Here is a 21,773-nt window from a genome sequence, read left to right on the forward strand (position 1 = left end):
GGGGCTCAGCCGGCGCCGGCGAACCTGACGACGACCGTGTCCTTGCCGACCGCCGTGCGGGCCGCCTGCCAGCTCCAGCCGTCGGCGCCCGTCGTCCGGCTCCACGTCCGGGACCCGACGGTCACCGAGGTCGCGCCGAACTGCTCGGCCTTGGCCACGGCATACGCTCCGGCGGCCCACGCGCGCCGCTCGGAGCCGGCGCGGACGGTGAGGGTCGTGCCCTTCACCGACGAGGTGACCCCGAGCTCGGTGGCCAGCGCGCTGCGCAGGGCCGCGGGCTTGCCGTCGGTGGCGTCCTTGAGGCGGCAGCCGAGGCCGCCCGGGGAGTGGCCGGAGAGGGTCGAGGCCAGCAGCCGCCCCTCCTGCTCGTGCTCGGCGTACGCCTCGGGGTAGGCGCTCTTCTGCACCTTCTGCGCGATCTCGGTGATCCGCATCTGCTCGTAGCCGTCGATCTTCACGAGGGCGTCGTAGAACTTGTTGGTCGCGTAGACCGGGTCGAGGATCTGCTTCTCGGTGCCCCAGCCCTGGCTCGGCCGCTGCTGGAACAGGCCCACGGAGTCACGGTCGCCGTACGTGAGGTTGCGCAGCTTCGACTCCTGGATGGCCGTGGCGATGGCGATGGTGGCCGCGCGGGCGGGCAGGCCCCGCTTCTCCGCCACCGCGTCGATCGTGGCCGCGTATGCCGTCTGGCTGGGGTCGAAGGTGACGCTCTTGCCCAGCGCCGTGGCCCGGCACTGGGGCCCGGCGAAGCTGTGCAGCAGCCCGCGGATGCCGACAACCCCCGCACCGACGACGGCCACGACGAAGAGCAGGAGCACCAGCCGGGTCAGGAGGCGGCGCATCCCGCGTCGGGGGCGGCGCTGCTCGGCGAGGGGTGCGCGACGCCTGGTCGTGGGCATGCCTAGTCGTTGGCGTGGAGCGCGGAGTTGAGCACGATGCCGTGCCCGTCGCGGGCGAGCCCCTCGACGGTGCCGGTGACGGAGTTGCGACGGAACAGCAGGTTGTCCTGCCCCGAGAGCTCGACGGCCTTGACGACCCGGTCGTCGGCGAGGGTCACCTTGGTCCCTGCCGTGAGGTAGAGGCCTGCCTCGACGACGCAGTCGTCGCCGAGCGCGATGCCCAGGCCCGACTCCGCCCCGAGCAGGCAGCGCTCGCCGATGCGCACGCGCTCCGTGCCCCCACCGGACAGCGTGCCCATGGTGGACGCGCCGCCGCCGATGTCGGAGCCGTCGCCGACGACGACGCCCTGGGAGATGCGACCCTCGACCATGGAGTGGCCGAGCGTGCCGGCGTTGTAGTTGACGAAGCCCTCGTGCATGACGGTGGTGCCCGGCGCGAGGTGCGCGCCGAGGCGGACGCGGTCGGCGTCACCGATGCGGACACCGCGCGGCACGACGTAGTCGACCATGCGCGGGAACTTGTCGACACCGAGCACCTGCACCGGCCCGCGGGCCTGCAACCCGGCGCGGGTGAGCTCGAAGCCGTCGACCGCGCACGGTCCCTGGGTGGTCCACACGACGTTGGCGAGCACGCCGAAGAGGCCGTCCAGGTTGACCGTGTTGGGCTCCACGAGGCAGTGCGAGAGCAGGTGCAGCCGCAGGTAGGCGTCGCACGGGTCGGCCGGGGCCGCGTCCAGGTCGACCTCGACGGTCACGACCTCGCGGCGCACGCGGCGCACGTCGTCCTTGCCCGCGAGCGCCTCGAGCGCCTGCGGGACGCCCGCGCCGTCCGGGCGGCCGCCCAGGGCGGGCTGCGGGAACCATGCGTCGAGCACGGCTCCGTCGTCGTGGATCGTGGCCAGGCCGTGTCCCCAGGCGGTGCGCTCGCTGCTCATGGCGACCAAGGGTACGAGAGGTGCGGCGCGCTCCGTGAATCCGCAGCCCCACTAGGGTGGCGGGCATGTCGAGCAGCCCCCAGAGCACCTCCGGAAACGCCACCACCGCCCCCGTCCTCGACCTGTCCGCGGACGTCGTCACGCTCACCGCGGCGCTGTGCGACATCGAGTCGGTCAGCCTCAACGAGGCGACCGTCTGCGACGCCATCGAGGCGGCGCTCGCGCCCCTCGGCCACCTGACGACGACGCGCATCGGCAACACCCTGGTGGCGCGCACCGACCTCGGCCGCTCCGAGCGGGTCGTCCTGGCCGGGCACATCGACACCGTGCCGCTCACCACCGAGCCGGCGAACCTGCCCACCCAGCGCCGGGGCGAGGAGCTGTGGGGCCGCGGGACCGTCGACATGAAGGGCGGCGTCGCCGTGCAGCTCAAGGCGGCCCTGGTCGCCGAGCCGTCGCGTGACCTGACCTTCGTGTTCTACGAGGGCGAGGAGATCGACAGCCAGTACAACGGCCTGCTGCACATCCACCAGCAGCGGCCGGAACTCATCGAGGACGCCGACTTCGCCGTGCTGCTCGAGCCGACCGGCTCCATCGTCGAGGGCGGCTGCAAGGGCACCCTGCGCGCCGAGGTCGTCACCAAGGGCATCGCCGCCCACAGCGCCCGGCCGTGGAACGGGCACAACGCGATCCACGACGCGGCCGAGGTGCTCGCGCGGCTCGTGGCGTACCAGCCGGAGACCGTCGAGGTCGACGGCCTGGAGTACCGCGAGGCGATGAACGCGGTCGGCATCGCCGGTGGCATCGCCGGCAACGTCATCCCGGACCGGTGCGTGGTCACCGTCAACTACCGGTATGCCCCCGACAAGTCCGAGGACGACGCCGCCGCCGTCGTCCACCAGCTGTTCAGCGACTTCGTCGTCACCATCGTCGACAACGCCGGCGGGGCGCGGCCCGGCCTGGACCGCCCGGCCGCCCGGGCGTTCGTCGACGCCCTGGGCGTCGACGTCGTGGCCAAGCAGGGCTGGACCGACGTGGCGCGGTTCTCGGCCATGGGTGTCCCCGCGGTCAACTTCGGCCCCGGCGACCCCAACCTCGCCCACCACGACGAGGAGCGCGTGCCGGTCGACCAGCTCGAGTCCGCCGAGGCCGCGCTGCTGCGCTGGCTCGCCTGACCCAGAGCTTGCCGCCCTGCCGGCGGCCGGGCGCCCCGGCCGCTCGCGGGCGGGGAGGGGCTACCGCGAGGGCTGCTCCCCGAAGGCCAGCGGCTCACGGGAGACGAGGTACGTCGCCCAGTTCAGCTTGAGCACCGCGCCGTCCGGCCCGCGGGTGACGCGCAGCAGCTCGCCACGCTCGCGCCCGGAGACGGTGCGGTAGGTGTCCTCGTCGAGGCGCTCGAACACGGACGGCGCGCGGTCCGCCGGCGCGGCGTCCGCCCGCGCCTCGAGCCGGCCCTCGCGCACGCTGAAGGTGTAGCCGCTGCCCTCGGAGAACCAGCGGCCCAGCAGGGGCACGAGGTGCTCGGGCACCGACGTCCCCGGCCGCCACTCCGGCTCCTCGGCCGGGTCGTGCTCCACGACGTGGTCGCCCAGCGCCAGGGCGAAGGCCGTCGGGTCGGGGGAGGACGAGCTGTTCATGAGCACGATGCCGCCGGTGCCGCTCTCGCGGTGGGTGAAGACCCCGCTGACCTGACCCGGCATACCGCCGGTGTGGCCGACCCAGGTGCGGCCCTGTGGTGAGCGCACGAGGAAGAAGCCGAGCCCCATCGCGCTGGTCCAGCCGTCGGGGTCGGTCATGAGCTGCGGCTGCGTCATCTCCTCGAGCGTGTCGGGGGACAGCACCGCCGGGTCCGGGTCGGCGACGAAGCCGCTCCAGCGCGCCAGGTCGGTCACCGTGCTCGCCAAGGCGCCGCACGGGGCCATCGCCCGCAGGTCCACCACCGGCTCGACCTGCGGGACGTCGTGGAAGGGGGACAGGTGGTACCCCGTCGCCCGCGGGCCGCCGTCGAAGCCGACCGTCGTGCGCGTCATGCCGAGCGGCTCGAGGATGCGCGCCCGCAGCGACTCCTCCCACGGGCGGCCGTCGAGCCGCGCGACGAGCTCGCCGAGCACGGCATACACGACGTTGGAGTAGTGCCACCGGTCGTGGGGCCGGCCCACACGCTCGATGGCGTTGAAGTCGGCCATGAGCGTCTCGAGGTCGGGCTGCTCGAGCGTCTCCCAGATGTCGCCGAGCGGCTCGCGGGCCAGCCCCGTGGCATGGGCCAGCGCCTGCCTCACGGTCGCCCGGTGGGTCACGCCGGGGAGGTGCTCGTCGAGCCGGTCGTCCAGGTCGAGCCGCCCCTCGTCGCGCAGCGCCATGACGAGCACGGCGGTGAAGGACTTGGTGTTGGACGCCACGAGGAACTGGTCGTCGGGTCCGGGTACCCGCGGCGCGGAGACGTCGACCGTCCCGATGCCGTCGGTCCACAGCAGCTCGCCGCGACGCACCACCGCGGCCGCGAGGCCGGGGACGCGCCCTGTCCGCTGCCGGTCCAGGGCGATCGCGCGCAGTCGCCGGCGGGTGCTGTCCTGCAGGGTGCTGTCCACCTCCGCGACCCTAGCGGGGAGTGCGCCGTTTCCCGGCTCGCGGCCTGCGGTGGCCTAGGTTGGGCGCGTGAGCGAGCACGAGGACCTGAGCCACACCGAGGACGACCTGGGGCAGACCGCCGGCGCCACCGAGTGGGACGTCGAGTACCGCACCGGCCCGGTCATGCTTCGCGGGTCGCGGGTCCCCGGCACCACGACCGACCAGCGGCTGCTGGACTCGCGCGGACCGACCGACTGGGTGCACACCGACCCGTGGCGCGTCCTGCGGATCCAGAGCGAGTTCGTCGAGGGGTTCGGCGCGCTGGCCGAGCTCGGCCCGGCGGTGTCGGTCTTCGGCTCGGCGCGAACCAAGCCGGGGACCGAGTTCTACGAGCTCGGCGCCGAGGTCGGTCGGCGGCTCGCCGAGGCCGGGTATGCCGTGATCACCGGTGGGGGGCCGGGCGCCATGGAGGCGGCCAACAAGGGCGCGCACGAGGCGGGTGGTGCGTCGGTCGGGCTCGGCATCGAGCTGCCGTTCGAGCAGGGCCTCAACGAGCACGTGAACCTCGGCGTCAACTTCCGCTACTTCTTCGCCCGCAAGACGATGTTCGTGAAGTACGCCCGCGGCTTCATCGTGCTGCCGGGCGGCTTTGGCACCCTGGACGAGCTGTTCGAGGCGGTGACGCTGGTCCAGACGCAGAAGGTCACCTCGTTCCCGATCGTGCTCATGGGGACGGCGTACTGGGGCGGGCTCTTCGACTGGCTGCGCGGCACGGTCCTCGACGCCGGCACGGTCAGCCCCAAGGACGTGGACCTGCTGCACCTCACCGACGACGTCGACGAGGCGGTCCGGATCATCCTCGAGGCCGACGAGCAGGTGGTGGCCAAGCGGCCCGAGTAGCAGGAGCGGTCCGGGCGCCCCGCGACCCGAGGCCTGCGGCCGTGGGGTGCGGTTGCGGGCCGCGGCGCCCCGGGATCGGACGACCGGGGATCGGGCGACCAGGGGATGGACGCCGGGACCGGCGCCCACGAGAATGAGGCGATGACCGTGTCGCCGCTGCCACGCCTGGGCGACGTCGTGCTCGGCCGCGACGTCGCGGGCCGCACGCTGCGGATCTCCGGCCACCCGGCGAGCGGCCGCGTCGTGCTGTCGATCTGGCAGGACGCCACGTGCAAGGCCACGGTCCGCCTCGCGCCCGAGGACGTGCCGCACGTCGTCGAGATGCTGACCCGCGCGGCCGTCGCCCCGGCTGTCGCCACGGCCGACGTCCCCGATGCCGGATCGGCGGGCTGAGTAGGTCCCTGACAGCCGGACGTGCGACGATCGGGCGCGTGGTCTGGGTCTTCTTCATCGTCGTCGCGGTGCTGCTCGTGGGTGGCTTCGCCGCGCTCGTGACCGGTCGGATCGGGTACGACCCGATGGCCCCGGCGACGACGACGCAGGCCGATCCCGTTCTCTCCGAGCACTTCCCGGCCAGCGAGGTCTCCACCGTGCGGTTCGACACCGCGCTGCGGGGCTACCGCATGGACCAGGTCGACGCGGTGCTCGACCAGCTCCAGGCCCGCATCGCCGAGCTCGAGGCCGCCCAGGACCCGCGCGACGTCGCCGCGCCGACGCCTCGCGCGTCCCACGACGACCTCGACGGCTGACCGCCATGGCCCGCTTCCACCTGACCCGTCACTCGCCGGCGAGCCCGGAGGCCGTCTGGGCGGCGGTCACCGACTTCGCGGCATACGCCGACTGGATGCCGCTCACCCGCATGCGGCTCGACACCGGGCAGCCGACCCCGGGATGGGGTTTCGCCGGCATCAGCGGCCTCGGGCCGCTGGCGTTCCGCGACTCGATGCTCGTGACCGTCTGGGAGCCGCCGACCGACGGTGCCGGCCGGTTCCGGGTCGTCAAGACCGGCCGGGTGCTCGGTGGGTGGGCCGACGTGACCGTGGCGCCCGACGGCGACGGCACCCGGCTGGACTGGCGCGAGGACGCCGTCGTCCGGCCGCTGCCCGCCAAGCGGCTGTTCGACCCGCTCGTGGCCCGGGGCAGCGAGTGGCTCTACGGGCGTGCCATCGCCGCGATGCTCGACCGGGCCGCGGGGGCGCCCCGGTGAGCGGAGTCGTCGTCGGCACGGACGGCCTGGCGCGGTGTGCCTGGGCCGGCTCGAGCCCCGACTACCTCGAGTACCACGACCTCGAGTGGGGCGTGCCGGTCCACGGGGAGAAGGCCCTCTACGAGCGGATCACCCTCGAGGCGTTCCAGTCGGGGCTCGCGTGGATCACGATCCTGCGCAAGCGCGAGGCGTTCCGGACCGCGTTCGCGGGGTTCGACCCCGAGGCGGTCGCCGCCTTCGACGACGCCGACCGCGAGCGGCTCATGGCCGACGCCGGCATCGTGCGCAACCGGCTCAAGGTCGACGCCGCGATCGCCAACGCCCGCGCCGTCCTGGGGCTGCGCGAGCAGGGCGGCCTCGAGGACCTCGTCTGGTCGCACCGGCCCGAGCAGCACACCCCTCCGCGCAGCACCGCCGAGCTGCGCGCCACCTCGCCGGAGAGCGTCGCCCTCGCCAAGGCGCTGAAGAAGGCCGGCTTCGTCTTCGTCGGGCCGACGACGATGTATGCCGCCATGCAGGCCTGCGGGCTCGTGGACGACCACCTCGTGGGGTGCCACCGGGCCGGCGGCCCGGAGTGAACCGGTCGCCGGTGCGCGCCCTGCTCTGGCGCGCGGGCCTGGTCTACCTCGTCCTGAGGGCGGTGAGCTGGGTGCTGCTCGTCATCGCCTCGCACCGGCAGCCGGTGATGATGGACTGGACCGGTCCCACGGTCGAGCCGCTGGACATGACGGTGCTGTGGGACGGCAGCTGGTACCGGCACGTGGCCGAGCTGGGCTACCCGCACGTCCTGCCGCGCCTGCCCGACGGCCAGGTCGCGCAGAACGCCTGGGCCTTCTACCCGCTCTTCCCGCTCGTCTCCCGGGCGCTGATGGACCTCACCGGCTTCGGCTTCCCGCTCGTGGCGTCCTGCGTCGCGCTGCTGTGCGGGCTCGGCGCCGCACTGGTCATGGCCGTCCTGCTCGCCGAGAAGGTCGGGCGCCCGGTGGCCCTCGCGACCGTCGCGGTGTGGGCGGCCTTCCCGGCCGCGGTGTCCCTCCAGCTGGCCTACACCGAGTCCATGGCCATGCTCGTCCTGTGCCTGCTGCTGTGGGCCGTCATCCGGCGGCAGTGGGTCGGCGCGGGGGTGGCTGCCCTGGTGCTCGGACTCACCCGGCCGATCGCGGTGCCGGTCATCGCCGTGGTCGCCGTGGCGCTCTTCCTGCGCTGGCGCGGGCGCGGGCGGGAGCCGGTCGGGCCGGGGGAGTACGCCGCGGGCGCGTTCGCCCTCGCCTGCAGCGGGCTCGGGGCGATCGCATGGCCGCTCGTCGCCTGGCACGTGACCGGCGTGCGGACGGCCTACGTCGACACCATGGCGGCCTGGCGGGTCGGCCACGTCATCGAGCCGCTCACGCCGTGGCTCGGCATGTCGCAGTGGGCGTTCCGCGACTTCCACGGCGCCGCGGTCTACGGACCCGTCGGGCTCGCGGCCCTCGTGACGGCCATCGTGGTGCTCACCCTGGGGCCGTGGGCGACGGCGCTGGGACCCGAGCTGCGCACGTGGTGCCTGGCGTACCCGGCATACCTCGCCCTCGTCCTCGACCCGTTCACGAGCATCTTCCGCTACGCGCTGCCGCTCTTCCCGCTCGTGGCCGTGGTGCTGGGTGGCGGCTGGGTCGAGCGCGGCGCCCGGTGGCTGTGGACGCGTGCCGGGGTGCTCGTCGCGCTCGGTGTCGTGGGCCAGGTCGCCTGGATCTGGAAGCTGCTCGTCTTCCACCCGCCCTCGGACTACCCGCCGTGAGCACCATCGGCCTGACCGCGCTGCGGACGTCCGCCGGTCGCAGCGCGGTGGCGCAGCGGGCGCTGCGCCACCCCGTCGCCTACCTCCTGCTCGTGTATGCCGCGTCGCGCGTCCTCGTCGTGGCCGCCATGGGTGTGGCCGCCGTCTGGTTCCAGACCCCTGCCGGGGTCGGCCACGTCGACCCCAACGTCGCCGACATCCTCGGCAGCTGGGACGGCGTCTGGTACCGGCGGATCGCCGAGACCGGCTACCCCGTGCCGCTGCCGGCCGACCCCGACACGGGCCTGCTGACCTACAGCGAGTGGGCGTTCTACCCGGTCTTCCCGTTCCTCGTGCGCGGGCTCATGGTCACCGGCCTGCCGTTCCTCGGGGCCGCGGTCGCGCTGAACCTGCTGCTCGGCGCCGGGGCGACCCTGCTGGTGTGGCGCTGCTTCCACTTCGCGCTGCACGCCTCGCCCCAGCCCGCCCGCGAGCGCCTGGCCCTGACGGCGGCGTCGCTGTGGTGCCTCTACCCGGCGACGGGCGTGCTCGTCATGCCGTACACCGAGGCCGTCGCGGCCGTGCTCATCGCAGGGTCCCTGCTGCTGCTCATGCAGCGGCGCTACGCGTGGGTGGCCACGCTGGCGATCGTCCTCGGCTTCACCCGCGCGGTGGCCCCGGCGATCGCGTGCGCGGTGCTGGCCCACCTCGCGCTGCGGTGGCGCGAGGACCGGGCTGCGGGGGTGGCGCCGCTCGCCGGACAGCGCGTGACGGCAGGGCTGATGATCGCGGCGACCGCGGTCTCGTCGCTGTCGTGGCCGGTGGTGGTCGGCCTCGTGAGCGGGCTGCCGACCGCGTTCTTCGACGTGCAGGCGGCGTGGGGGCAGAAGCCGGAGTCGGGCCCGTTCGTGCTCTGGGTGGTGTGGGCGTGGGAGTCGCACGGCTTCTTCGGCGTGCTGGTCCTCGTCTCGCTCGTGGCCACCTACATCGCGCTCATCCTCGGCCGGCACGGGCGCTGGCTCGCGGTCGAGCTGCGGGTGTGGGCGCTCGCGTACCCGCTCTACCTGCTGGCCGTCGTGCGGCCGATCACGAGCATGTGGCGGTTCCTGCTGCTCGACTTCCCGATCGCCGCGCTCGTCGCGTCGGTGGCGATGCGGACCTCCACCGGTGCGCGCATCGTGCCGCACTGGCGCCGCCGGGTCGGTGTCGTGGCCGTCGTCCTCGTGCTGGGGATGTTCTGGTTCACCTGCACGCTGCTGACCTACACGCCCTGGGCGGCCGCACCGCCGTGACACGCGGTCGGCCGGGCGGGCTCCGCGACCGGGCGGGCTCAGCGACCGGTGAAGACCGGCTTCTCCTTGGCGAGGAACGCGTCGACGGCCGCGTGGTGGTCCGCGCTCGCCCCGGTGCGCGCCATGAACTCGCCCTCCTTGGCGAGGGACTCGGCGAGCGGGTGCCCCGCGGCATACGCGACGGCCCGCCGGATCGAGCCGTAGGCCATCGTCGGTCCGGCCGCGAGCTGCGTCGCGACCCGCGCGACCTCCGCCTCGAACTCCTCGGCCGTCACGACGGTGGTCACGAGGCCCAGTGACAGGCACTCCTGCGCGGGCACGGTGCGGGGCAGGAGCAGCAGCTCCTTGGCCCGAGCCGGCCCGACCAGGCGCTGCAGCCACCACGACGAGCCGGAGTCGCAGGACAGGGCGATGCCGGCGAACGCCAGGTTGAACCCCGCGGTGTCGACCATGATGCGGATGTCGGCCGCCATCGCGAACGCCGCGCCCGCGCCCGCCGCGACCCCGTTGAGCGCGGCCACGACCGGCTTGTCCATCGTCGCCAGCAGCTCGGCCACCGGGTTGTAGTGGGTCGGCACGGTCTCCCACAGCGACGGGTCGTCCGACTGCAGCAGCGTCACGTGCTCGCGCAGGTCCTGCCCCACGCAGAACGCCCGGCCGGACCCGGTGAGCACGACGCAGCGCACCCCGGGGTCCGCGGCCACCTCGGTCAGCGCCGCCAGCAGGGCCTCCTTCGTCGCCACGTCGAGGGCGTTCATGGCCTCGGGCCGGTTGAACCGCACGGTGGCGACGGCGCCGTCGCGCTCGAGGAGGACGGGGGACTGGCCGGGAGCGGGGGTGTCGGTCATGGCGTCATCATGCCGGGCGCGTGGTGGGGCGGATTTCACCTGTGAGGCTGTTCACGGGATAATGAGGGAAAACTGGCGCGCACCTGCTGACCGACGACCACTGGCGTGGACCCGTGTGCCCAGCCAAAACCACGCCTGACGGAAGGGACACATCCCCATGGCGGCAATGAAGCCGAGGACCGGCGACGGCCCGCTCGAGGTGACCAAGGAGGGTCGCGGCATCGTGCTGCGCATGCCCCTGGAGGGTGGCGGTCGGCTCGTCGTCGAGATGACCCCTGACGAGGTGCGTGCCCTCGGCGACGCCATCGACAACTGCGAGGGCCTGAAGTAACCCTTCGGCCCCACCACGAAGGACCCCCGCCGGGACGCCCGGCCGGGGTCCTTCGTCGTCCCCGTGGGTGCGGCGGCGGTATGCCGGCCGGTCCGGCCGGGTGGGTAGGGTCGGGGCCGTGCCAGACCCCGAGCTCCTGAACCCCCCCACCAGCGACTGGTCCGTCCAGGACCGACCCCTCGCGGACGTCCTCGCCGACCACGAGCCGGGCGACCTCGCCCTGGCGGTCGCCGTCGGTGAGGCAGGCGTCGACGCGTCCGGGGCCGAGGCGCTCGAGCTGGTCGGCCTCGACGCCACGTCGGTGCGGGCGACCTGGGAGCCGCCCGTGGCCGCCGGCGCGGTCACGGCCGTGCCCCTGGCCCCGGGGGAGCGGGCTGCACGCACCATCCTGCTCGTGGGCGTGGGGACCGGTTCGGCCGCGGACCTCCGGTCGGCCGGCGCAGCGCTCGGCCGCGCGGTGCGGGGACGCTCGGCCCTCGTCACCACCATCGGGGCCGGGGAACCGCTGGCGACGCAGTCGGCGCTCGCCGAAGGGCTCGCCCTCGGTGGGTACGCCAGCCCGCGGTGGCTCAGCGACCGCACCACCCCGACTCCCGCACCCGTGGCCGTCGTCGCGCTGGTGGGCCCGTACGACGGGGACGTCGTTCGCCGCTCGGTGCGACGCGCCACCGCCACCATGCTCGCCCGCAACCTGGCGGTCGTCCCGTCGAACACCAAGAACCCGGCCTGGGTCGCCGCCCAGGCCCGGACGCTGGGACGGCGCCACGGCCTCGACGTGACCGTGTGGAACGAGCGCGAGCTGCGCGCCGGGGGCTTCGGCGGCCTGCTCGCCGTCGGCGCCGCTTCGGCCACCCCGCCGCGCCTCGTCCGGCTCGACTGGACCCCCGAGGGAGCCGGCGCGCGCACGCCGCACGTCGTGCTCGTCGGCAAGGGCATCACCTTCGACACCGGCGGCCTGGACATCAAGCCGGCCGAGGGCATGCTCGCCATGAAGACCGACATGAGCGGCGCCGGCATCGTCCTGTCCGTCCTGGCCGCGTGCCGCGACCTGGCCGTGCCGGTGCGGGTCACCGGCCTGCTCGCGCTCGCGGAGAACGCGGTGGGAGCCGCGTCCTACCGGCCCGGCGACGTCATCACCCACTACGGCGGCCGCACGGTCGAGATCGGCAACACCGACGCCGAGGGGCGGCTCGTGATGGCCGACGCCCTGGCATACGCCGACCTCGAGCTCGAGCCCGACGTCCTGCTCGACATCGCGACCCTGACGGGCGCCGCCCGTGTCGCCCTGGGGCGCTCGATGGCGCCCGTGTACGCCACCGACGACGCCGTCGGTGAGGCGCTCGTCCGGGCCGGGGAGGCCACCGGGGAGCGGCTGTGGCCGTTCCCGCTGGTGGAGGACTACCGGCCCAACCTCGACAGCGACGTCGCCGACATCAACCACATCGCGGGCATCGGCGGCGGAGCCGGCTCGATCTCGGCAGCATTGTTCCTCCGGGAGTTCGCGGGCTCGCGGAGCTGGGCGCACCTCGACATCGCCGGGGTCGGCCGCTCCGACGTCGACAGCGGGCTCCACACCAAGGGCGGCACGGGCTTCGGTGCCCGGCTGCTCCTGCACTGGCTGGAGGAGATGCGATGAACGCCGGATACGGGTTGACCGTCCGCTGGTCCCTGGAGGAGGCACCCGCCGACGTGGCGGGCAAGCTGCGTGACTACGTCGTCGGGACGTCGATGGCGAAGTTCATGTTCCTCGACGGGCTCGCGTTCAAGACGTGGCGCATGGTCGAGGGCAGCTGGTTCGAGGGGACCTACGTCTTCGACCAGGCCGTCTACCGCGACGACTTCCAGAAGGAGTTCAGCGTGGGCGCGGCCGAGTCGGCCGGCAGCAAGATCATCGGGTCGGCACCCGTGCTCGTGGAGCCGTTCGAGGTCGTGGCGATCGCCGAGGGCCCCGAGGGCTTCCGTCGCGGCCCCGGCCCGGGTACCGCCTAGCGCTTGACGGCCGCGAGCACTCCGTCGCCCACGGGCAGCAGGGCCGGGACGAGGCGCTCGTCGTCGCGCAGCCGCTTGCCGAGGTCACGGAGGATGGTGGTCTCGGCGTCGCGGGCGGCGGGGTCGGCGACCTTGTCGTGCCAGAGCATGTTGTCCAGGACGAGCACCCCGCCCGAGCGCAGCAGCCGGATCGCGTGGTCGACGTACTCGGGGTACTCCCGCTTGTCGGCGTCCACGACCACCATGTCGTAGGCGCCGTCGGTCATGCGCGGCAGGACGTCGAGGGCCCGCCCGGTGATGACGCGGGTGCGCTGGTGGGCGATCCCGGCCTCGGCGTAGGCCTTGCGGGCCGCGCCCTGGTGCTCGGCCTCGACGTCGATGGTCGTGAGGATGCCGTCCTCGGGCATCCCCTGCAGGAGCCACAGGCCGGACGTGCCGCCGCCGGTGCCGATCTCGACGACCGACCGGGCGCGCACGGCTGCCGCCAGCAGGCGCAGCAGGACGCCGGCGCCGTTGCCCACGGGCACCGCCCCCAGCTCCTCGCCGCGGTGCCGGGCGGACTCGATGACCTCGTTCTCGGTCACGAACTCCTCGGCATACGCCCAGCTTGCGGGCTTCTGTGCACTCATGGCGCAAACCCTACTGCCGTGGGCGTTGCTCCCCGGACCGCAGACGTACAGGAAACCCTCAGGTTGGTCGGGAACGATTCGGAGCAGTCGGTCGTCTGGACCGAGTGCACAGCACGCACCCCCGGGTGCGCCGACCGGAGGTGAGGGACGTGACCGCGACCGACATGATCGGCACGCCCCGGGCAGAGGGCCAGGAGCAGCCCGCGTGGGTCCCGCCCACGTGGGAGGAGATCGTCGAGCAGCACTCGGCCCGGGTGTACCGGCTCGCGTACCGTCTCACCGGCAACCCGCACGACGCCGAGGACCTCACGCACGACGTGTTCATCCGCGTCTTCCGCTCGCTGCACTCCTACCAGCCCGGCACCTTCGAGGGCTGGCTGCACCGCATCACCACCAACGTCTTCCTCGACAAGATGCGCCGCAAGCAGCGCATCCGCTTCGACGCCCTCTCCGACGAGTCCGCCGCCCGCCTGCCCAGCCGTGACCTGGGCCCCGAGGCGACGTACGACGCGACGCACTTCGACGACGACGTCCAGCGGGCGCTCGACGCTCTGTCGCCGGAGTTCCGCGCGGCGGTCGTGCTCTGCGACATCGAGGGCCTGTCCTACGAGGAGATCGCGGCCACGCTCGGCATCAAGCTGGGCACCGTGCGCTCGCGCATCCACCGCGGCCGCGCCCAGCTGCGCGAGTCGCTGGCCCACCGCGACCCCTCGCTGGGACGCCCCGCGACGGACTCCGAGCGTCCCGCCAGCCCGCGGCGCCGGCTGCCGGTGCTGGGCCGGGCGGTGCCGGGGTCGCGGTGACCCGCCTCGGGCTGGTCGGGGGGCCGGCGCCGCGGGGCGGCCGGTGCCTCGGCGACCGCCTGACCGCCTACGCGGACCGGGCCATGGACGCTGCGAGCCTGCTCCACTGGGACCGCCACCTCGTCGCCTGCACCCGCTGCCGGGCGCTCGTCGAGCAGGAGCGCCGGGTCCTCGACGCCCTGCGGGCACCGGCCTGCTCCGCGGTGCCGGGCGACCTGCGCTCCCTCCTGCTCGCCGTCGCCGAGCAGGCGCTCGAGCAGGGGACGGCCGATGTCCCCGCCGGGGCGGGTCCGGGCCGGGGCGCGGCGCGGGCCGGCGCCGGTCCGCACTTCCTGCCGCCCGTGCCCGTGGCCCCCGTACCGGTCGTCGACCGGGGCGCGCCCGCGATGCACCGGTCGGTGCGTCGCGCGACCGTCTTCGCCGGCATCGCAGCGGGAGCCACGGCGGCGGCCGCCTGGGGGCTGGTCGTGACCGGTGGAGCGGGTGCGCCGTCGCCCACCACCCCTGCCTCGCCCGCGGTGCAGCGCACGCGGTCGGCGCAGCCCGGCTTCGCCACCGCCGCCTTCACCGTGCGCGGTCTCGGCAGCTCCGCAGGGACCGCGGTGTCGGCCCGCAACGTCGGACCCACTGTCAGCGGAGCGCGCCAACGTTCGGCAGAATCGACGCCATGACCAACGAGCGCGACCCCGAGGCGAGTCCTCAGGGCGCCGACGACGAGCGCGCTGCCGCACCGGCCGACCCTGCTCCCGCCGTCGAGCCGCAGGACACCCAGCCCGTGCAGGCTCCCGACCACTGGGACCCGTGGGCGCCGCCGCGACCGGTCGAGCACACGCAGCCCGTCGACCTGTCGCACACCCGGGAGCTCGGCGCCTCCGGTGCGCCCGCGCCCACGGGCGGCGCAGCTGCCGAGCCCGCCCCGTGGACGCCGACGGCAGGGGCCCCCGCGTCCGCTCAGGGGGAGCCCACCGGTGGGTCGCAGGCCGAGGCGACTCCGCAGCCGGTCTGGGCGCAGGAGCCCACGGGCTGGCCCACGCAAGCTTCCGCCCACCAGCAGCCGTCAGCCCAGCAGCCGTCCGGCCAGGAGCCGTCAGCCCAGCAGCCGTCCGGCCAGGAGCAGCCCGCCCACCCGCAGGGTGCCTCCGCGGCGGGCCTGCCGGGCAGTGGCTGGGACCCGATCACCGCGCCCTCCGCCGACGCCGGGTATGCCGGCAGCGCGGCTCCGTGGTCCGGTGCCCACCCCGTTCCCGCGACCGCGCCGCAGCAGAAGGGTCCCGGCTGGGGTGCCCTCGTGGCCGTCGCCGCGGCTGCCGCGCTCGTCGCCGCCGTGCTCGGTGGCATGTTCGGCGGCTGGCTCGGCGCGACCGACCGCGTCGACTTCGGCCGCCTGGACCGCGCGCCGTCCTCGATCCCGACGGCCGGGACCGGGTCGACCGCGCGCCCGGAGGGATCCATCCCGAACATCGCAGCCAAGGCGCTGCCGAGCGTCGTCACCATCAAGGTGCGCGGCGCCGACGGTGCGGGGACCGGCTCGGGCTTCGTCCTGGACCGCGACGGCCACATCATCACCAACAACCACGTGGTCGCCAGCGCCGCGAACAACGGCACGATCAAGATCGAGCTCTCGAACGGCTCGGAGATCGCCGCCACCATCGTCGGCCGCGACGCGTCGTACGACCTCGCCGTCCTCAAGACCGAGCGCACCGGCCTCGAGCCGCTCACCATGGGCGCCTCCAAGGACGTCGTCGTCGGCGACCAGGTCATCGCGGTCGGCGCCCCGCTCGGGCTCGAGTCGACCGTGACCAGCGGCATCGTGAGCGCGCTGAACCGGCCGGTGAGCCCCGGCGGCGACGGCGACCAGCAGTCCTACATCAACGCCATCCAGACCGACGCGGCGATCAACCCGGGCAACAGCGGCGGCCCGCTGCTCAACATGCGCGGCGAGGTGATCGGCGTGAACTCGGCGATCGCGCGCATCCCGGGCTCGACCGACACCCAGTCCGGCAACATCGGCGTCGGCTTCTCGATCCCGAGCGACCAGGTCGTCAAGACCGCCGAGCAGCTCATCAAGACCGGCTCGGCCCAGCACCCGGTCATCGGGGTCGTGCTCGACCGTCAGTACACCGGCGACGGCGTCCGGGTCCTGCCGAAGGCGACCTCGGACAGCGGCGACCCGGTCGACCCGTCCGGCCCCGCCGGCAAGGCAGGCGTCAAGGCGGGTGACATCATCGTCGAGTTCGACGGCCGCAAGGTCACCAGTGCCGACGACCTCGTCGTGGCCATCCGTGCCAAGAGCGTCGGTGACCGGGTGTCGATGACGGTCCGGCGCGGCAGTGAGACCATCGAGGTCACACTGACCTTGGCCGGCAAGTCCGGCAGCTGAGCAGGAGGGCTCGTGGCAGGCGTCAACGGCTGGGAGTTCATCCTGCTGATCGTGCTCGCGGTGGTGATCCTGGGCCCCGAGCGGCTCCCGGAGTATGCCGCGAAGCTGGGCCGGCTCGTGCGCCAGGCGCGCGCGATGGCCGAGGGTGCGAAGGGTCAGTTGCGCGAGCAGATGGGGCCCGAGTTCGACGACATCGACTGGCGCCAGTACGACCCGCGCCAGTACGACCCGCGCCGCATCGTGCGCGAGGCGCTCATGGACCCGACACCGTTCGAGCCGGAGACCTCGGCGGCCACCACCGGGGCGGCCGCGTCACCCGGCTCGGGCCCGGTGTCCCGCGACCCGTCGCTGCCGACGCCCTTCGACGACGACGCCACCTGATCGCGCGTCCGCGCACAGACCGGCGTGCCACTGCGCGCTGACCCGCTCGCTGCGCAGTGGGACGGAGATCTGCGCGCTGACCGGCGCAAGGGCGGGTGCGTGCGCCCCCGGCGGCTAGCGGCCGACGGGGGACAGACCCAGCGAACGCCCGGCCAGGCCGCGTGAGCGCGTGCCGAGACCGCGGGCGATCCCGCGCAGGGCGACCGCGGCCGGCGAGTCGGGGTCGCGCAGGACGACGGGGTTGCCCTCGTCCGCGCCCTCGCGCAGGTTCGTGTCGAGCGGGATCTGCCCGAGCAGCGGCACCGGGGCGCCGACCGCGCGGGTGAGCGACTCCGAGACCGCCTGGCCGCCGCCGGAGCCGAAGATCTCCTGGCGCGAGCCGTCCGGCAGCTCGAGCCACGACATGTTCTCGATGACGCCGACGATGCGCTGGTGGGTCTGCAGCGCGATCGAGCCCGCGCGCTCGGCCACCTCGGCGGCCGCCTGCTGCGGCGTCGTCACGACGAGGATCTCCGCGGTCGGGATGAGCTGCGCCACCGAGATCGCGATGTCGCCGGTACCGGGCGGCAGGTCGAGGAGCAGGACGTCGAGGTCGCCCCAGAAGACGTCGCCGAGGAACTGCTGCAGCGCGCGGTGCAGCATCGGCCCGCGCCACACGACGGGCTGGTTGCCGGGCACGAACATGCCGATCGAGATGACCTTCACGTCGTGGCTGACGGGCGGCAGGATCATGTCGTCGACCTGCGTGGGCCGGTGCTCCACGCCGAGCATGCGCGGCACGGAGAAGCCGTAGACGTCCGCGTCGACCACGCCCACGCGCAGGCCGCTCTCGGCCAGGGACGCGGCGAGGTTCACCGTCACGGACGACTTGCCGACGCCGCCCTTTCCGGAGGCCACGGCATACACGCGCGTGAGGGAGCCGGGCCGGGCGAACGGGATCTCGCGCTCGGGCGTCCCGCCGCGCAGCTGCTCGCGGAGCTTGGTGCGCTGCTCGTCGCTCATGACCCCGAGGGAGACCGTCACGCCGGTGACACCGGGCACCTTGGCGAGGGCCGCGGTGGTGTCCTTGGTCAGGGTGTCCTTCATCGGGCAGCCCGACACGGTGAGCAGGATCGTCACCGCGACGCGACCGGCCTCGTCGACCGTGCAGCTCTCGACCATCCCCAGCTCGGTGACGGGCTTGCGGATCTCGGGGTCGATGACCGTGGCCAGCGCCTGCCGGAGGGCGTCGTCGGTCACCGGTGCTGCAGAGGGGGCGGACATGCCTCCATGCTAGGTCGCCGCGGTCTCCGGGGCCGACCCGCCCGTCTCCTCGCGGCTGTCGGCCTCGTCACGTCGGCGCACCTCGAGCCCGCGCTCCTCGAACTCCTCGAGCAGGCTGCGCAGCTCGGAGCGGACGAAGTCCCGGGTCGCGGCGTCGCGCATGGCGTGCCGCAGGGCGGCCACCTCGCGGGTGAGGAACTCGGTGTCGGCGAGGTTCCGCTCGTCCCGGGCGCGGTCCTGCTCCAGCGCCACGCGGTCGCGGTCGGCCTGGCGGTTCTGCGCGAGCAGGATGAGCGGCGCGGCGTACGACGCCTGGAGGCTGAGCATGAGGGTCAGGAAGATGAACGGGTAGGCGTCGAAGTGCAGGCTGCGGCTGGACAGGATGTTCCAGCCCACCCAGGCGACGACGAACACCGTCATCGCGATGATGAACTGCGCCGTCCCCATCCACCGGGCGAAGCCCTCGCTCCAGCGCCCGAAGGTCTCCTGCGACAGGGCGGGGCGGGGCAGCACCGCGCGACGGGTGTCGCGCGGCTGGTCCAGCCGGGACGAGGCGTCCCGCCGGCGCTCGCGCTCAGCCATGGGTCACCTCGCGCCGCTCCTCGCGCCAGTCGTCGGGGAGGATGTGGTCGAGGACGTCGTCGACGGTGACGGCACCGATGAGGCGGCCCTCGTCGTCGACGACGGGCACGCCGACGAGGTTGTAGGTCGCGAGGATCCGGGTCACCTGGCCGAGCGGGGCGTCGGCCGTGAGCGGCTCGATCTCCTTGTCGAGGATGGCGCCGATGGCGCCGTGCGGGGGCTCGCGCAGCAGCCGCTGGATGTGGACGATGCCGAGGAACTTGCCGGTCGGGGTCTCGTGCGGCGCGCGGCAGACGTAGACGGTCGACGCCAGGGCGGGGGAGATCTCTGCACGCCGCACGACCGCGAGCGCCTCGGCGATCGACGCCTCGGGGCCGAGGATGACGGGCTCGGTCGTCATCATGCCGCCGGCCGACTCCTCGTCGTAGGACAGCAGGCGGCGCAGGTCGGCGGCCTCGTCGGGCTCCATCCGGCGCAGCAGCTCCTCCTGCTTCTCCTCCGGGAGGTTGTGCAGCAGGTCGGTCGCGTCGTCGGGCTCCATCGCCTCGAGCACGTCGGCCGCGCGGTCGACGGGCAGGCCCTCGAGGATCTCGACCTGGTCGTCCTCGGGCAGCTCCTCGAGGACGTCGGCGAGGCGGGCGTCGTCCATCGCCTCGGCGACCTCGGCGCGGCGGCGCTTGGGCAGGTCGTGGATCACCTCGGCGAGGTCGGCCGACTTCAGCTCGTCGTACGTCTCGAGCAGCATCGCCGCCGACTGCCCCTCGGCGTGGCGGTGGATGCCGCTGACGTCCTCGACCGGCACGAGCACGGTGGTGCCCCGGCGGCGGCGGAACGGCCCGAGCGAGGACTTCTGCGTGCCCTGCCGGACGTACACCTTGGAGATCGACCAGTCGCGGCCGCGCTCGCGCTCGATGGCGACGTCCTCGACGGTCGCCTCGTAGGCGCCCTCGGGGTCGTTGACGGTGACCGGCCGCTCGAGGATCTCGGCCATGACGAGCACCTCGTTGGCGCGCTGCTCGAACCGGCGCATGTTCACGAGCCCGGTCGTGATGACCTGGCCGCCGTCGACGGAGGTCACCCGGGTCATCGGCACGAACACGCGGCGGCGGCCAGGCACCTCGACGACGAGGCCGATGACGCGAGGGCGGCGGCGGGAGGCGGTGAACGTCACCACGACGTCGCGGACCCGGCCGACCTGGTCGCCGAGCGGGTCGAAGACGCTCAGGCTGGTCAGGCGGCCCACGAAGACGCGCGACGGAGTGCTCACGCCGCAAGGCTATCCGCCGGGCCGGTGCACGGCCCGCAGGCTCAGCGGTCGTCCGGGCGACGGGTGCCCCGCCGCCGGCGCGGTCGCCCGCGCAGGTGCCACGGCCGCCAGTGCGTCGTCGTGGCGGTGCTCGGCGGGACGGGGGCCGCGCCCGAGGCCGTGCCGTAGCTGCCGGGGGCCTCCACCGGGGAGCCGAACGGCCTGAAGGCGCGCACGGTGCACTCGCGGGCCCACCGGTCCAGCAGGTCGTCGGTCGCGTTGAGACGGGCCGCGGACAGGGCGGCGGTGGCCGCTGCCCAGCGCTCGTCCTGCGGCGTGACGTCCTCGCACGTCGCGTGCACCGCCAGCAGCCGGCCGCCGGTGTCCTTGCTGCGCAGCAGCAGCACGACCTCGGCGGGCAGCCAGGGCAGCGTCTGCTCACCGGGGCCGGACACGGCATACACGGTCTCGTCGGCCCAGGCGTGCCAGAAGGGCCACGCACGGTCGTCCGGCGGCTGGACCCACATGAGCCCGGACTTGGTGGCGGCCTCGGCGAACAGCGCCGTGATGTTCACGGCCGGGGACCCGTCGTCGGCGGGTCGCGGCGCGGTCTCGGTCACACGTGAACTGTGTCATAACCGCCCCGTGAACCGCGCTGCTAGTTTCGCCGCGTGCGCAGCCCCAAGGACTTCTTCGCCCCGCTCGCCGTCGGCGCCCCGGCGCCCCTGACCGAGGTGCCCGCCCGGCCCTCCCGCGTCATCCACTTCTTCGACCCCAGCAACGAGAAGATGGCGGCCAAGGTGCCGGCCATGGTCGGCACGGTCGACGTCCTGCTCGGCAACCTCGAGGACGCGGTCAAGGCCGACAAGAAGGTCGCCGCCCGTGAGGGCCTCGTCGCGATCGCCAAGGCGACCGACTTCGGCGACAGCACCCAGCTGTGGACCCGCGTCAACGCCCTCGACAGCCCGTGGGTGCTCGACGACCTCACGACGCTCGTCACCGAGATCGGGGACAAGCTCGACGTCGTCATGGTGCCGAAGGTCCAGGGGCCCGAGGACATCCACTACGTCGACCGGCTGCTCGCCCAGCTCGAGGCGAAGGCAGGGCTCACGCGACCGGTCCTCGTCCACGCGATCCTGGAGACGGCGCGCGGTGTCGCGAACGTCGAGGCCATCGCCGGCTCCAGCCCGCGCATGCAGGGCATGTCGCTCGGCCCGGCCGACCTCGCGGCTGACCGCCGGATGAAGACGACCCGGGTCGGCGGGGGCCACCCCGGCTACCTCGTCCGCCAGGACCCGCCGGCCGGCGTCGAGGACGCGGTCAACGCGCCCCGAGCCACGTTCCAGCAGGACCTGTGGCACTACACGATCGCCCGCATGGTCGACGCCTGCGCGATGCACGGGATCTTCCCGTACTACGGGCCCTTCGGGGACATCGCCGACGTCGTGGCCTGCGAGGACCAGTTCCGCAACGCGTTCCTGCTGGGCTGCGTCGGCACGTGGTCGCTCCACCCGGTGCAGATCGGCATCGCCAAGAAGGTGTTCAGCCCGTCCGCGGAGGACGTCGCGCACGCCCGCCGCGTCGTCGAGGCCATGGGCGACGGCACGGGCGCCGTGATGCTCGACGGCAAGATGGAGGACGACGCCTCGCTCAAGCAGTGCCGGGTGATGCTCGAGCTCGCGGAGCGGCTCGCCGCCACCGACCCCGAGCTAGCGCAGCTGTATGCCGTGCAGCCCGGTTCAGGCGAAGGCGCGGGTGCCTGAG

At 73.7% G+C, this 21,773-nt stretch carries 25 protein-coding genes; 16 read left to right on the forward strand and 9 right to left on the reverse strand.

Going from position 1 to position 21,773, the window contains the following annotated elements:
* Positions 1-5: 5 nt before the first annotated feature.
* Together J2X64_RS12050 and dapD are read right to left on the reverse strand one after the other, a co-directional pair.
* Positions 6-899 carry a hypothetical protein gene (locus tag J2X64_RS12050; protein ID WP_310154545.1) on the reverse strand — a complete coding sequence of 298 codons (894 nt, stop codon included), beginning with the start codon at positions 897-899 and terminating at the stop codon, positions 6-8.
* A 2-nt stretch (positions 900-901) separates the two neighbouring features.
* The gene (gene dapD / locus J2X64_RS12055) at positions 902-1,834 is read right to left on the reverse strand and encodes a 2,3,4,5-tetrahydropyridine-2,6-dicarboxylate N-succinyltransferase (RefSeq protein WP_310154548.1); all 933 of its coding nucleotides are present in this window, start codon (positions 1,832-1,834) and stop codon (positions 902-904) included.
* Positions 1,835-1,899: 65 nt separating this feature from the next.
* Between dapD and dapE the strand changes: the two genes are divergently transcribed.
* Entirely contained in the window at positions 1,900-3,009 is a 1,110-nt protein-coding gene (gene dapE, locus J2X64_RS12060) for a succinyl-diaminopimelate desuccinylase (RefSeq protein ID WP_310154551.1), read from the forward strand.
* Positions 3,010-3,069: 60 nt separating this feature from the next.
* Here dapE and J2X64_RS12065 read toward each other — a convergent pair whose 3' ends face one another.
* Positions 3,070-4,422, reverse strand: coding sequence for a serine hydrolase domain-containing protein (locus J2X64_RS12065; protein ID WP_310154554.1), 1,353 nt, complete (start codon positions 4,420-4,422; stop codon positions 3,070-3,072).
* 163 nt (positions 4,423-4,585) lie between these two features.
* Between J2X64_RS12065 and J2X64_RS12070 the strand changes: the two genes are divergently transcribed.
* The 7 genes from J2X64_RS12070 (at position 4,586) to J2X64_RS12100 (ending at position 9,557) form a co-directional block, all read left to right on the forward strand.
* Entirely contained in the window at positions 4,586-5,302 is a 717-nt protein-coding gene (locus tag J2X64_RS12070) for a TIGR00730 family Rossman fold protein (RefSeq protein WP_310155862.1), read from the forward strand.
* 141 nt (positions 5,303-5,443) lie between these two features.
* Positions 5,444-5,695 carry a hypothetical protein gene (locus tag J2X64_RS12075; RefSeq protein WP_310154557.1) on the forward strand — a complete coding sequence of 84 codons (252 nt, stop codon included), beginning with the start codon at positions 5,444-5,446 and terminating at the stop codon, positions 5,693-5,695.
* A 38-nt stretch (positions 5,696-5,733) separates the two neighbouring features.
* Entirely contained in the window at positions 5,734-6,051 is a 318-nt protein-coding gene (locus tag J2X64_RS12080; RefSeq protein ID WP_310154559.1) for a DivIVA domain-containing protein, read from the forward strand.
* Positions 6,052-6,056: 5 nt separating this feature from the next.
* On the forward strand, positions 6,057-6,509 hold the full coding sequence (locus tag J2X64_RS12085) for an SRPBCC family protein (RefSeq protein ID WP_310154561.1): 453 nt from the start codon (positions 6,057-6,059) through the stop codon (positions 6,507-6,509).
* Positions 6,506-7,087: a DNA-3-methyladenine glycosylase I gene (locus J2X64_RS12090; protein ID WP_310154564.1), complete on the forward strand. Its 582-nt coding sequence runs from the start codon at positions 6,506-6,508 to the stop codon at positions 7,085-7,087. Before J2X64_RS12085 ends, J2X64_RS12090 begins: the two co-directional genes overlap by 4 nt.
* An 11-nt stretch (positions 7,088-7,098) precedes the next feature.
* Positions 7,099-8,286: a hypothetical protein gene (locus J2X64_RS12095; RefSeq protein WP_310154567.1), complete on the forward strand. Its 1,188-nt coding sequence runs from the start codon at positions 7,099-7,101 to the stop codon at positions 8,284-8,286.
* Complete coding sequence (locus J2X64_RS12100; protein WP_310154569.1) at positions 8,283-9,557, forward strand: hypothetical protein; 1,275 nt, start codon at positions 8,283-8,285, stop codon at positions 9,555-9,557. The genes J2X64_RS12095 and J2X64_RS12100 overlap by 4 nt, the downstream gene beginning before the upstream one ends.
* Before the next feature lie 38 nt (positions 9,558-9,595).
* On the opposite strand, the gene J2X64_RS12105 is transcribed toward J2X64_RS12100, so the two are convergent.
* Positions 9,596-10,405, reverse strand: coding sequence for an enoyl-CoA hydratase-related protein (locus J2X64_RS12105; protein ID WP_310154572.1), 810 nt, complete (start codon positions 10,403-10,405; stop codon positions 9,596-9,598).
* A 157-nt stretch (positions 10,406-10,562) separates the two neighbouring features.
* On the opposite strand from J2X64_RS12105, the gene J2X64_RS12110 reads away from it, so the two are divergent.
* From J2X64_RS12110 to J2X64_RS12120, 3 genes are all read left to right on the forward strand, one after another.
* Entirely contained in the window at positions 10,563-10,736 is a 174-nt protein-coding gene (locus tag J2X64_RS12110) for a DUF3117 domain-containing protein (RefSeq protein ID WP_082590346.1), read from the forward strand.
* 118 nt (positions 10,737-10,854) lie between these two features.
* Entirely contained in the window at positions 10,855-12,372 is a 1,518-nt protein-coding gene (locus J2X64_RS12115; protein ID WP_310154577.1) for a leucyl aminopeptidase family protein, read from the forward strand.
* A complete protein-coding gene (locus J2X64_RS12120) occupies positions 12,369-12,725 on the forward strand; it encodes a hypothetical protein (protein WP_310154580.1) in 357 nt (118 codons plus the stop codon). Before J2X64_RS12115 ends, J2X64_RS12120 begins: the two co-directional genes overlap by 4 nt.
* Here J2X64_RS12120 and J2X64_RS12125 read toward each other — a convergent pair.
* The gene (locus J2X64_RS12125) at positions 12,722-13,354 is read right to left on the reverse strand and encodes an O-methyltransferase (protein ID WP_310154582.1); all 633 of its coding nucleotides are present in this window, start codon (positions 13,352-13,354) and stop codon (positions 12,722-12,724) included. The genes J2X64_RS12120 and J2X64_RS12125 overlap by 4 nt on opposite strands.
* A gap of 164 nt (positions 13,355-13,518) precedes the next feature.
* On the opposite strand from J2X64_RS12125, the gene sigE reads away from it, so the two are divergent.
* The 4 genes from sigE to J2X64_RS12145 all read left to right on the forward strand — a co-directional run bounded on the left by sigE (position 13,519) and on the right by J2X64_RS12145 (position 16,918).
* A complete protein-coding gene (gene sigE / locus J2X64_RS12130; RefSeq protein WP_310155865.1) occupies positions 13,519-14,157 on the forward strand; it encodes an RNA polymerase sigma factor SigE in 639 nt (212 codons plus the stop codon).
* 83 nt (positions 14,158-14,240) lie between these two features.
* Positions 14,241-14,828 (forward strand): hypothetical protein, encoded by a 588-nt coding sequence (locus J2X64_RS12135; RefSeq protein WP_310154585.1) that lies wholly within the window; start codon positions 14,241-14,243, stop codon positions 14,826-14,828.
* Complete coding sequence (locus J2X64_RS12140; protein WP_310154588.1) at positions 14,825-16,537, forward strand: trypsin-like peptidase domain-containing protein; 1,713 nt, start codon at positions 14,825-14,827, stop codon at positions 16,535-16,537. The genes J2X64_RS12135 and J2X64_RS12140 overlap by 4 nt, the downstream gene beginning before the upstream one ends.
* A gap of 12 nt (positions 16,538-16,549) precedes the next feature.
* A complete protein-coding gene (locus tag J2X64_RS12145; protein ID WP_310154591.1) occupies positions 16,550-16,918 on the forward strand; it encodes a twin-arginine translocase TatA/TatE family subunit in 369 nt (122 codons plus the stop codon).
* Positions 16,919-17,032: 114 nt separating this feature from the next.
* On the opposite strand, the gene J2X64_RS12150 is transcribed toward J2X64_RS12145, so the two are convergent.
* Genes J2X64_RS12150 through J2X64_RS12165 form a run of 4 tightly spaced genes read right to left on the reverse strand, consistent with a single transcriptional unit; the run spans position 17,033 to position 20,629 of the window.
* Entirely contained in the window at positions 17,033-18,181 is a 1,149-nt protein-coding gene (locus tag J2X64_RS12150) for a P-loop NTPase (protein WP_310154595.1), read from the reverse strand.
* Between the two features lie 9 nt (positions 18,182-18,190).
* Positions 18,191-18,763, reverse strand: coding sequence for a DUF1003 domain-containing protein (locus tag J2X64_RS12155; RefSeq protein WP_310154597.1), 573 nt, complete (start codon positions 18,761-18,763; stop codon positions 18,191-18,193).
* Entirely contained in the window at positions 18,756-20,030 is a 1,275-nt protein-coding gene (locus J2X64_RS12160) for a magnesium transporter MgtE N-terminal domain-containing protein (RefSeq protein WP_310154599.1), read from the reverse strand. The genes J2X64_RS12155 and J2X64_RS12160 overlap by 8 nt, the downstream gene beginning before the upstream one ends.
* A 41-nt stretch (positions 20,031-20,071) precedes the next feature.
* Positions 20,072-20,629 (reverse strand): hypothetical protein, encoded by a 558-nt coding sequence (locus J2X64_RS12165; RefSeq protein ID WP_310154602.1) that lies wholly within the window; start codon positions 20,627-20,629, stop codon positions 20,072-20,074.
* Between the two features lie 51 nt (positions 20,630-20,680).
* Between J2X64_RS12165 and J2X64_RS12170 the strand changes: the two genes are divergently transcribed.
* A complete protein-coding gene (locus J2X64_RS12170; protein ID WP_310154605.1) occupies positions 20,681-21,772 on the forward strand; it encodes a CoA ester lyase in 1,092 nt (363 codons plus the stop codon).
* Position 21,773: the final 1 nt, after the last annotated feature.

Origin of the sequence: Phycicoccus sp. 3266 (assembly GCF_031456495.1) — a bacterium.
Lineage (GTDB): Bacteria > Actinomycetota > Actinomycetes > Actinomycetales > Dermatophilaceae > Pedococcus.

Bases quoted from the DNA above. Each gene is read 5' to 3' on its own strand.
- J2X64_RS12120 (WP_310154580.1), top strand. From the start codon at position 12,369: ATGAACGCCGGATACGGGTTGACCGTCCGCTGGTCCCTGGAGGAGGCA.
- sigE (WP_310155865.1), top strand. From the start codon at position 13,519: ATGATCGGCACGCCCCGGGCAGAGGGCCAGGAGCAGCCCGCGTGGGTC.
- J2X64_RS12150 (WP_310154595.1), bottom strand. From the start codon at position 18,181: ATGTCCGCCCCCTCTGCAGCACCGGTGACCGACGACGCCCTCCGGCAG.
- J2X64_RS12140 (WP_310154588.1), top strand. From the start codon at position 14,825: ATGACCAACGAGCGCGACCCCGAGGCGAGTCCTCAGGGCGCCGACGAC.
- J2X64_RS12070 (WP_310155862.1), top strand. From the start codon at position 4,586: ATGCTTCGCGGGTCGCGGGTCCCCGGCACCACGACCGACCAGCGGCTG.
- J2X64_RS12085 (WP_310154561.1), top strand. From the start codon at position 6,057: ATGGCCCGCTTCCACCTGACCCGTCACTCGCCGGCGAGCCCGGAGGCC.
- J2X64_RS12050 (WP_310154545.1), bottom strand. From the start codon at position 899: ATGCCCACGACCAGGCGTCGCGCACCCCTCGCCGAGCAGCGCCGCCCC.
- J2X64_RS12105 (WP_310154572.1), bottom strand. From the start codon at position 10,405: ATGACCGACACCCCCGCTCCCGGCCAGTCCCCCGTCCTCCTCGAGCGC.
- J2X64_RS12110 (WP_082590346.1), top strand. From the start codon at position 10,563: ATGGCGGCAATGAAGCCGAGGACCGGCGACGGCCCGCTCGAGGTGACC.
- J2X64_RS12075 (WP_310154557.1), top strand. From the start codon at position 5,444: ATGACCGTGTCGCCGCTGCCACGCCTGGGCGACGTCGTGCTCGGCCGC.
- J2X64_RS12125 (WP_310154582.1), bottom strand. From the start codon at position 13,354: ATGAGTGCACAGAAGCCCGCAAGCTGGGCGTATGCCGAGGAGTTCGTG.
- J2X64_RS12155 (WP_310154597.1), bottom strand. From the start codon at position 18,763: ATGGCTGAGCGCGAGCGCCGGCGGGACGCCTCGTCCCGGCTGGACCAG.
- dapD (WP_310154548.1), bottom strand. From the start codon at position 1,834: ATGAGCAGCGAGCGCACCGCCTGGGGACACGGCCTGGCCACGATCCAC.
- dapE (WP_310154551.1), top strand. From the start codon at position 1,900: ATGTCGAGCAGCCCCCAGAGCACCTCCGGAAACGCCACCACCGCCCCC.
- J2X64_RS12135 (WP_310154585.1), top strand. From the start codon at position 14,241: ATGGACGCTGCGAGCCTGCTCCACTGGGACCGCCACCTCGTCGCCTGC.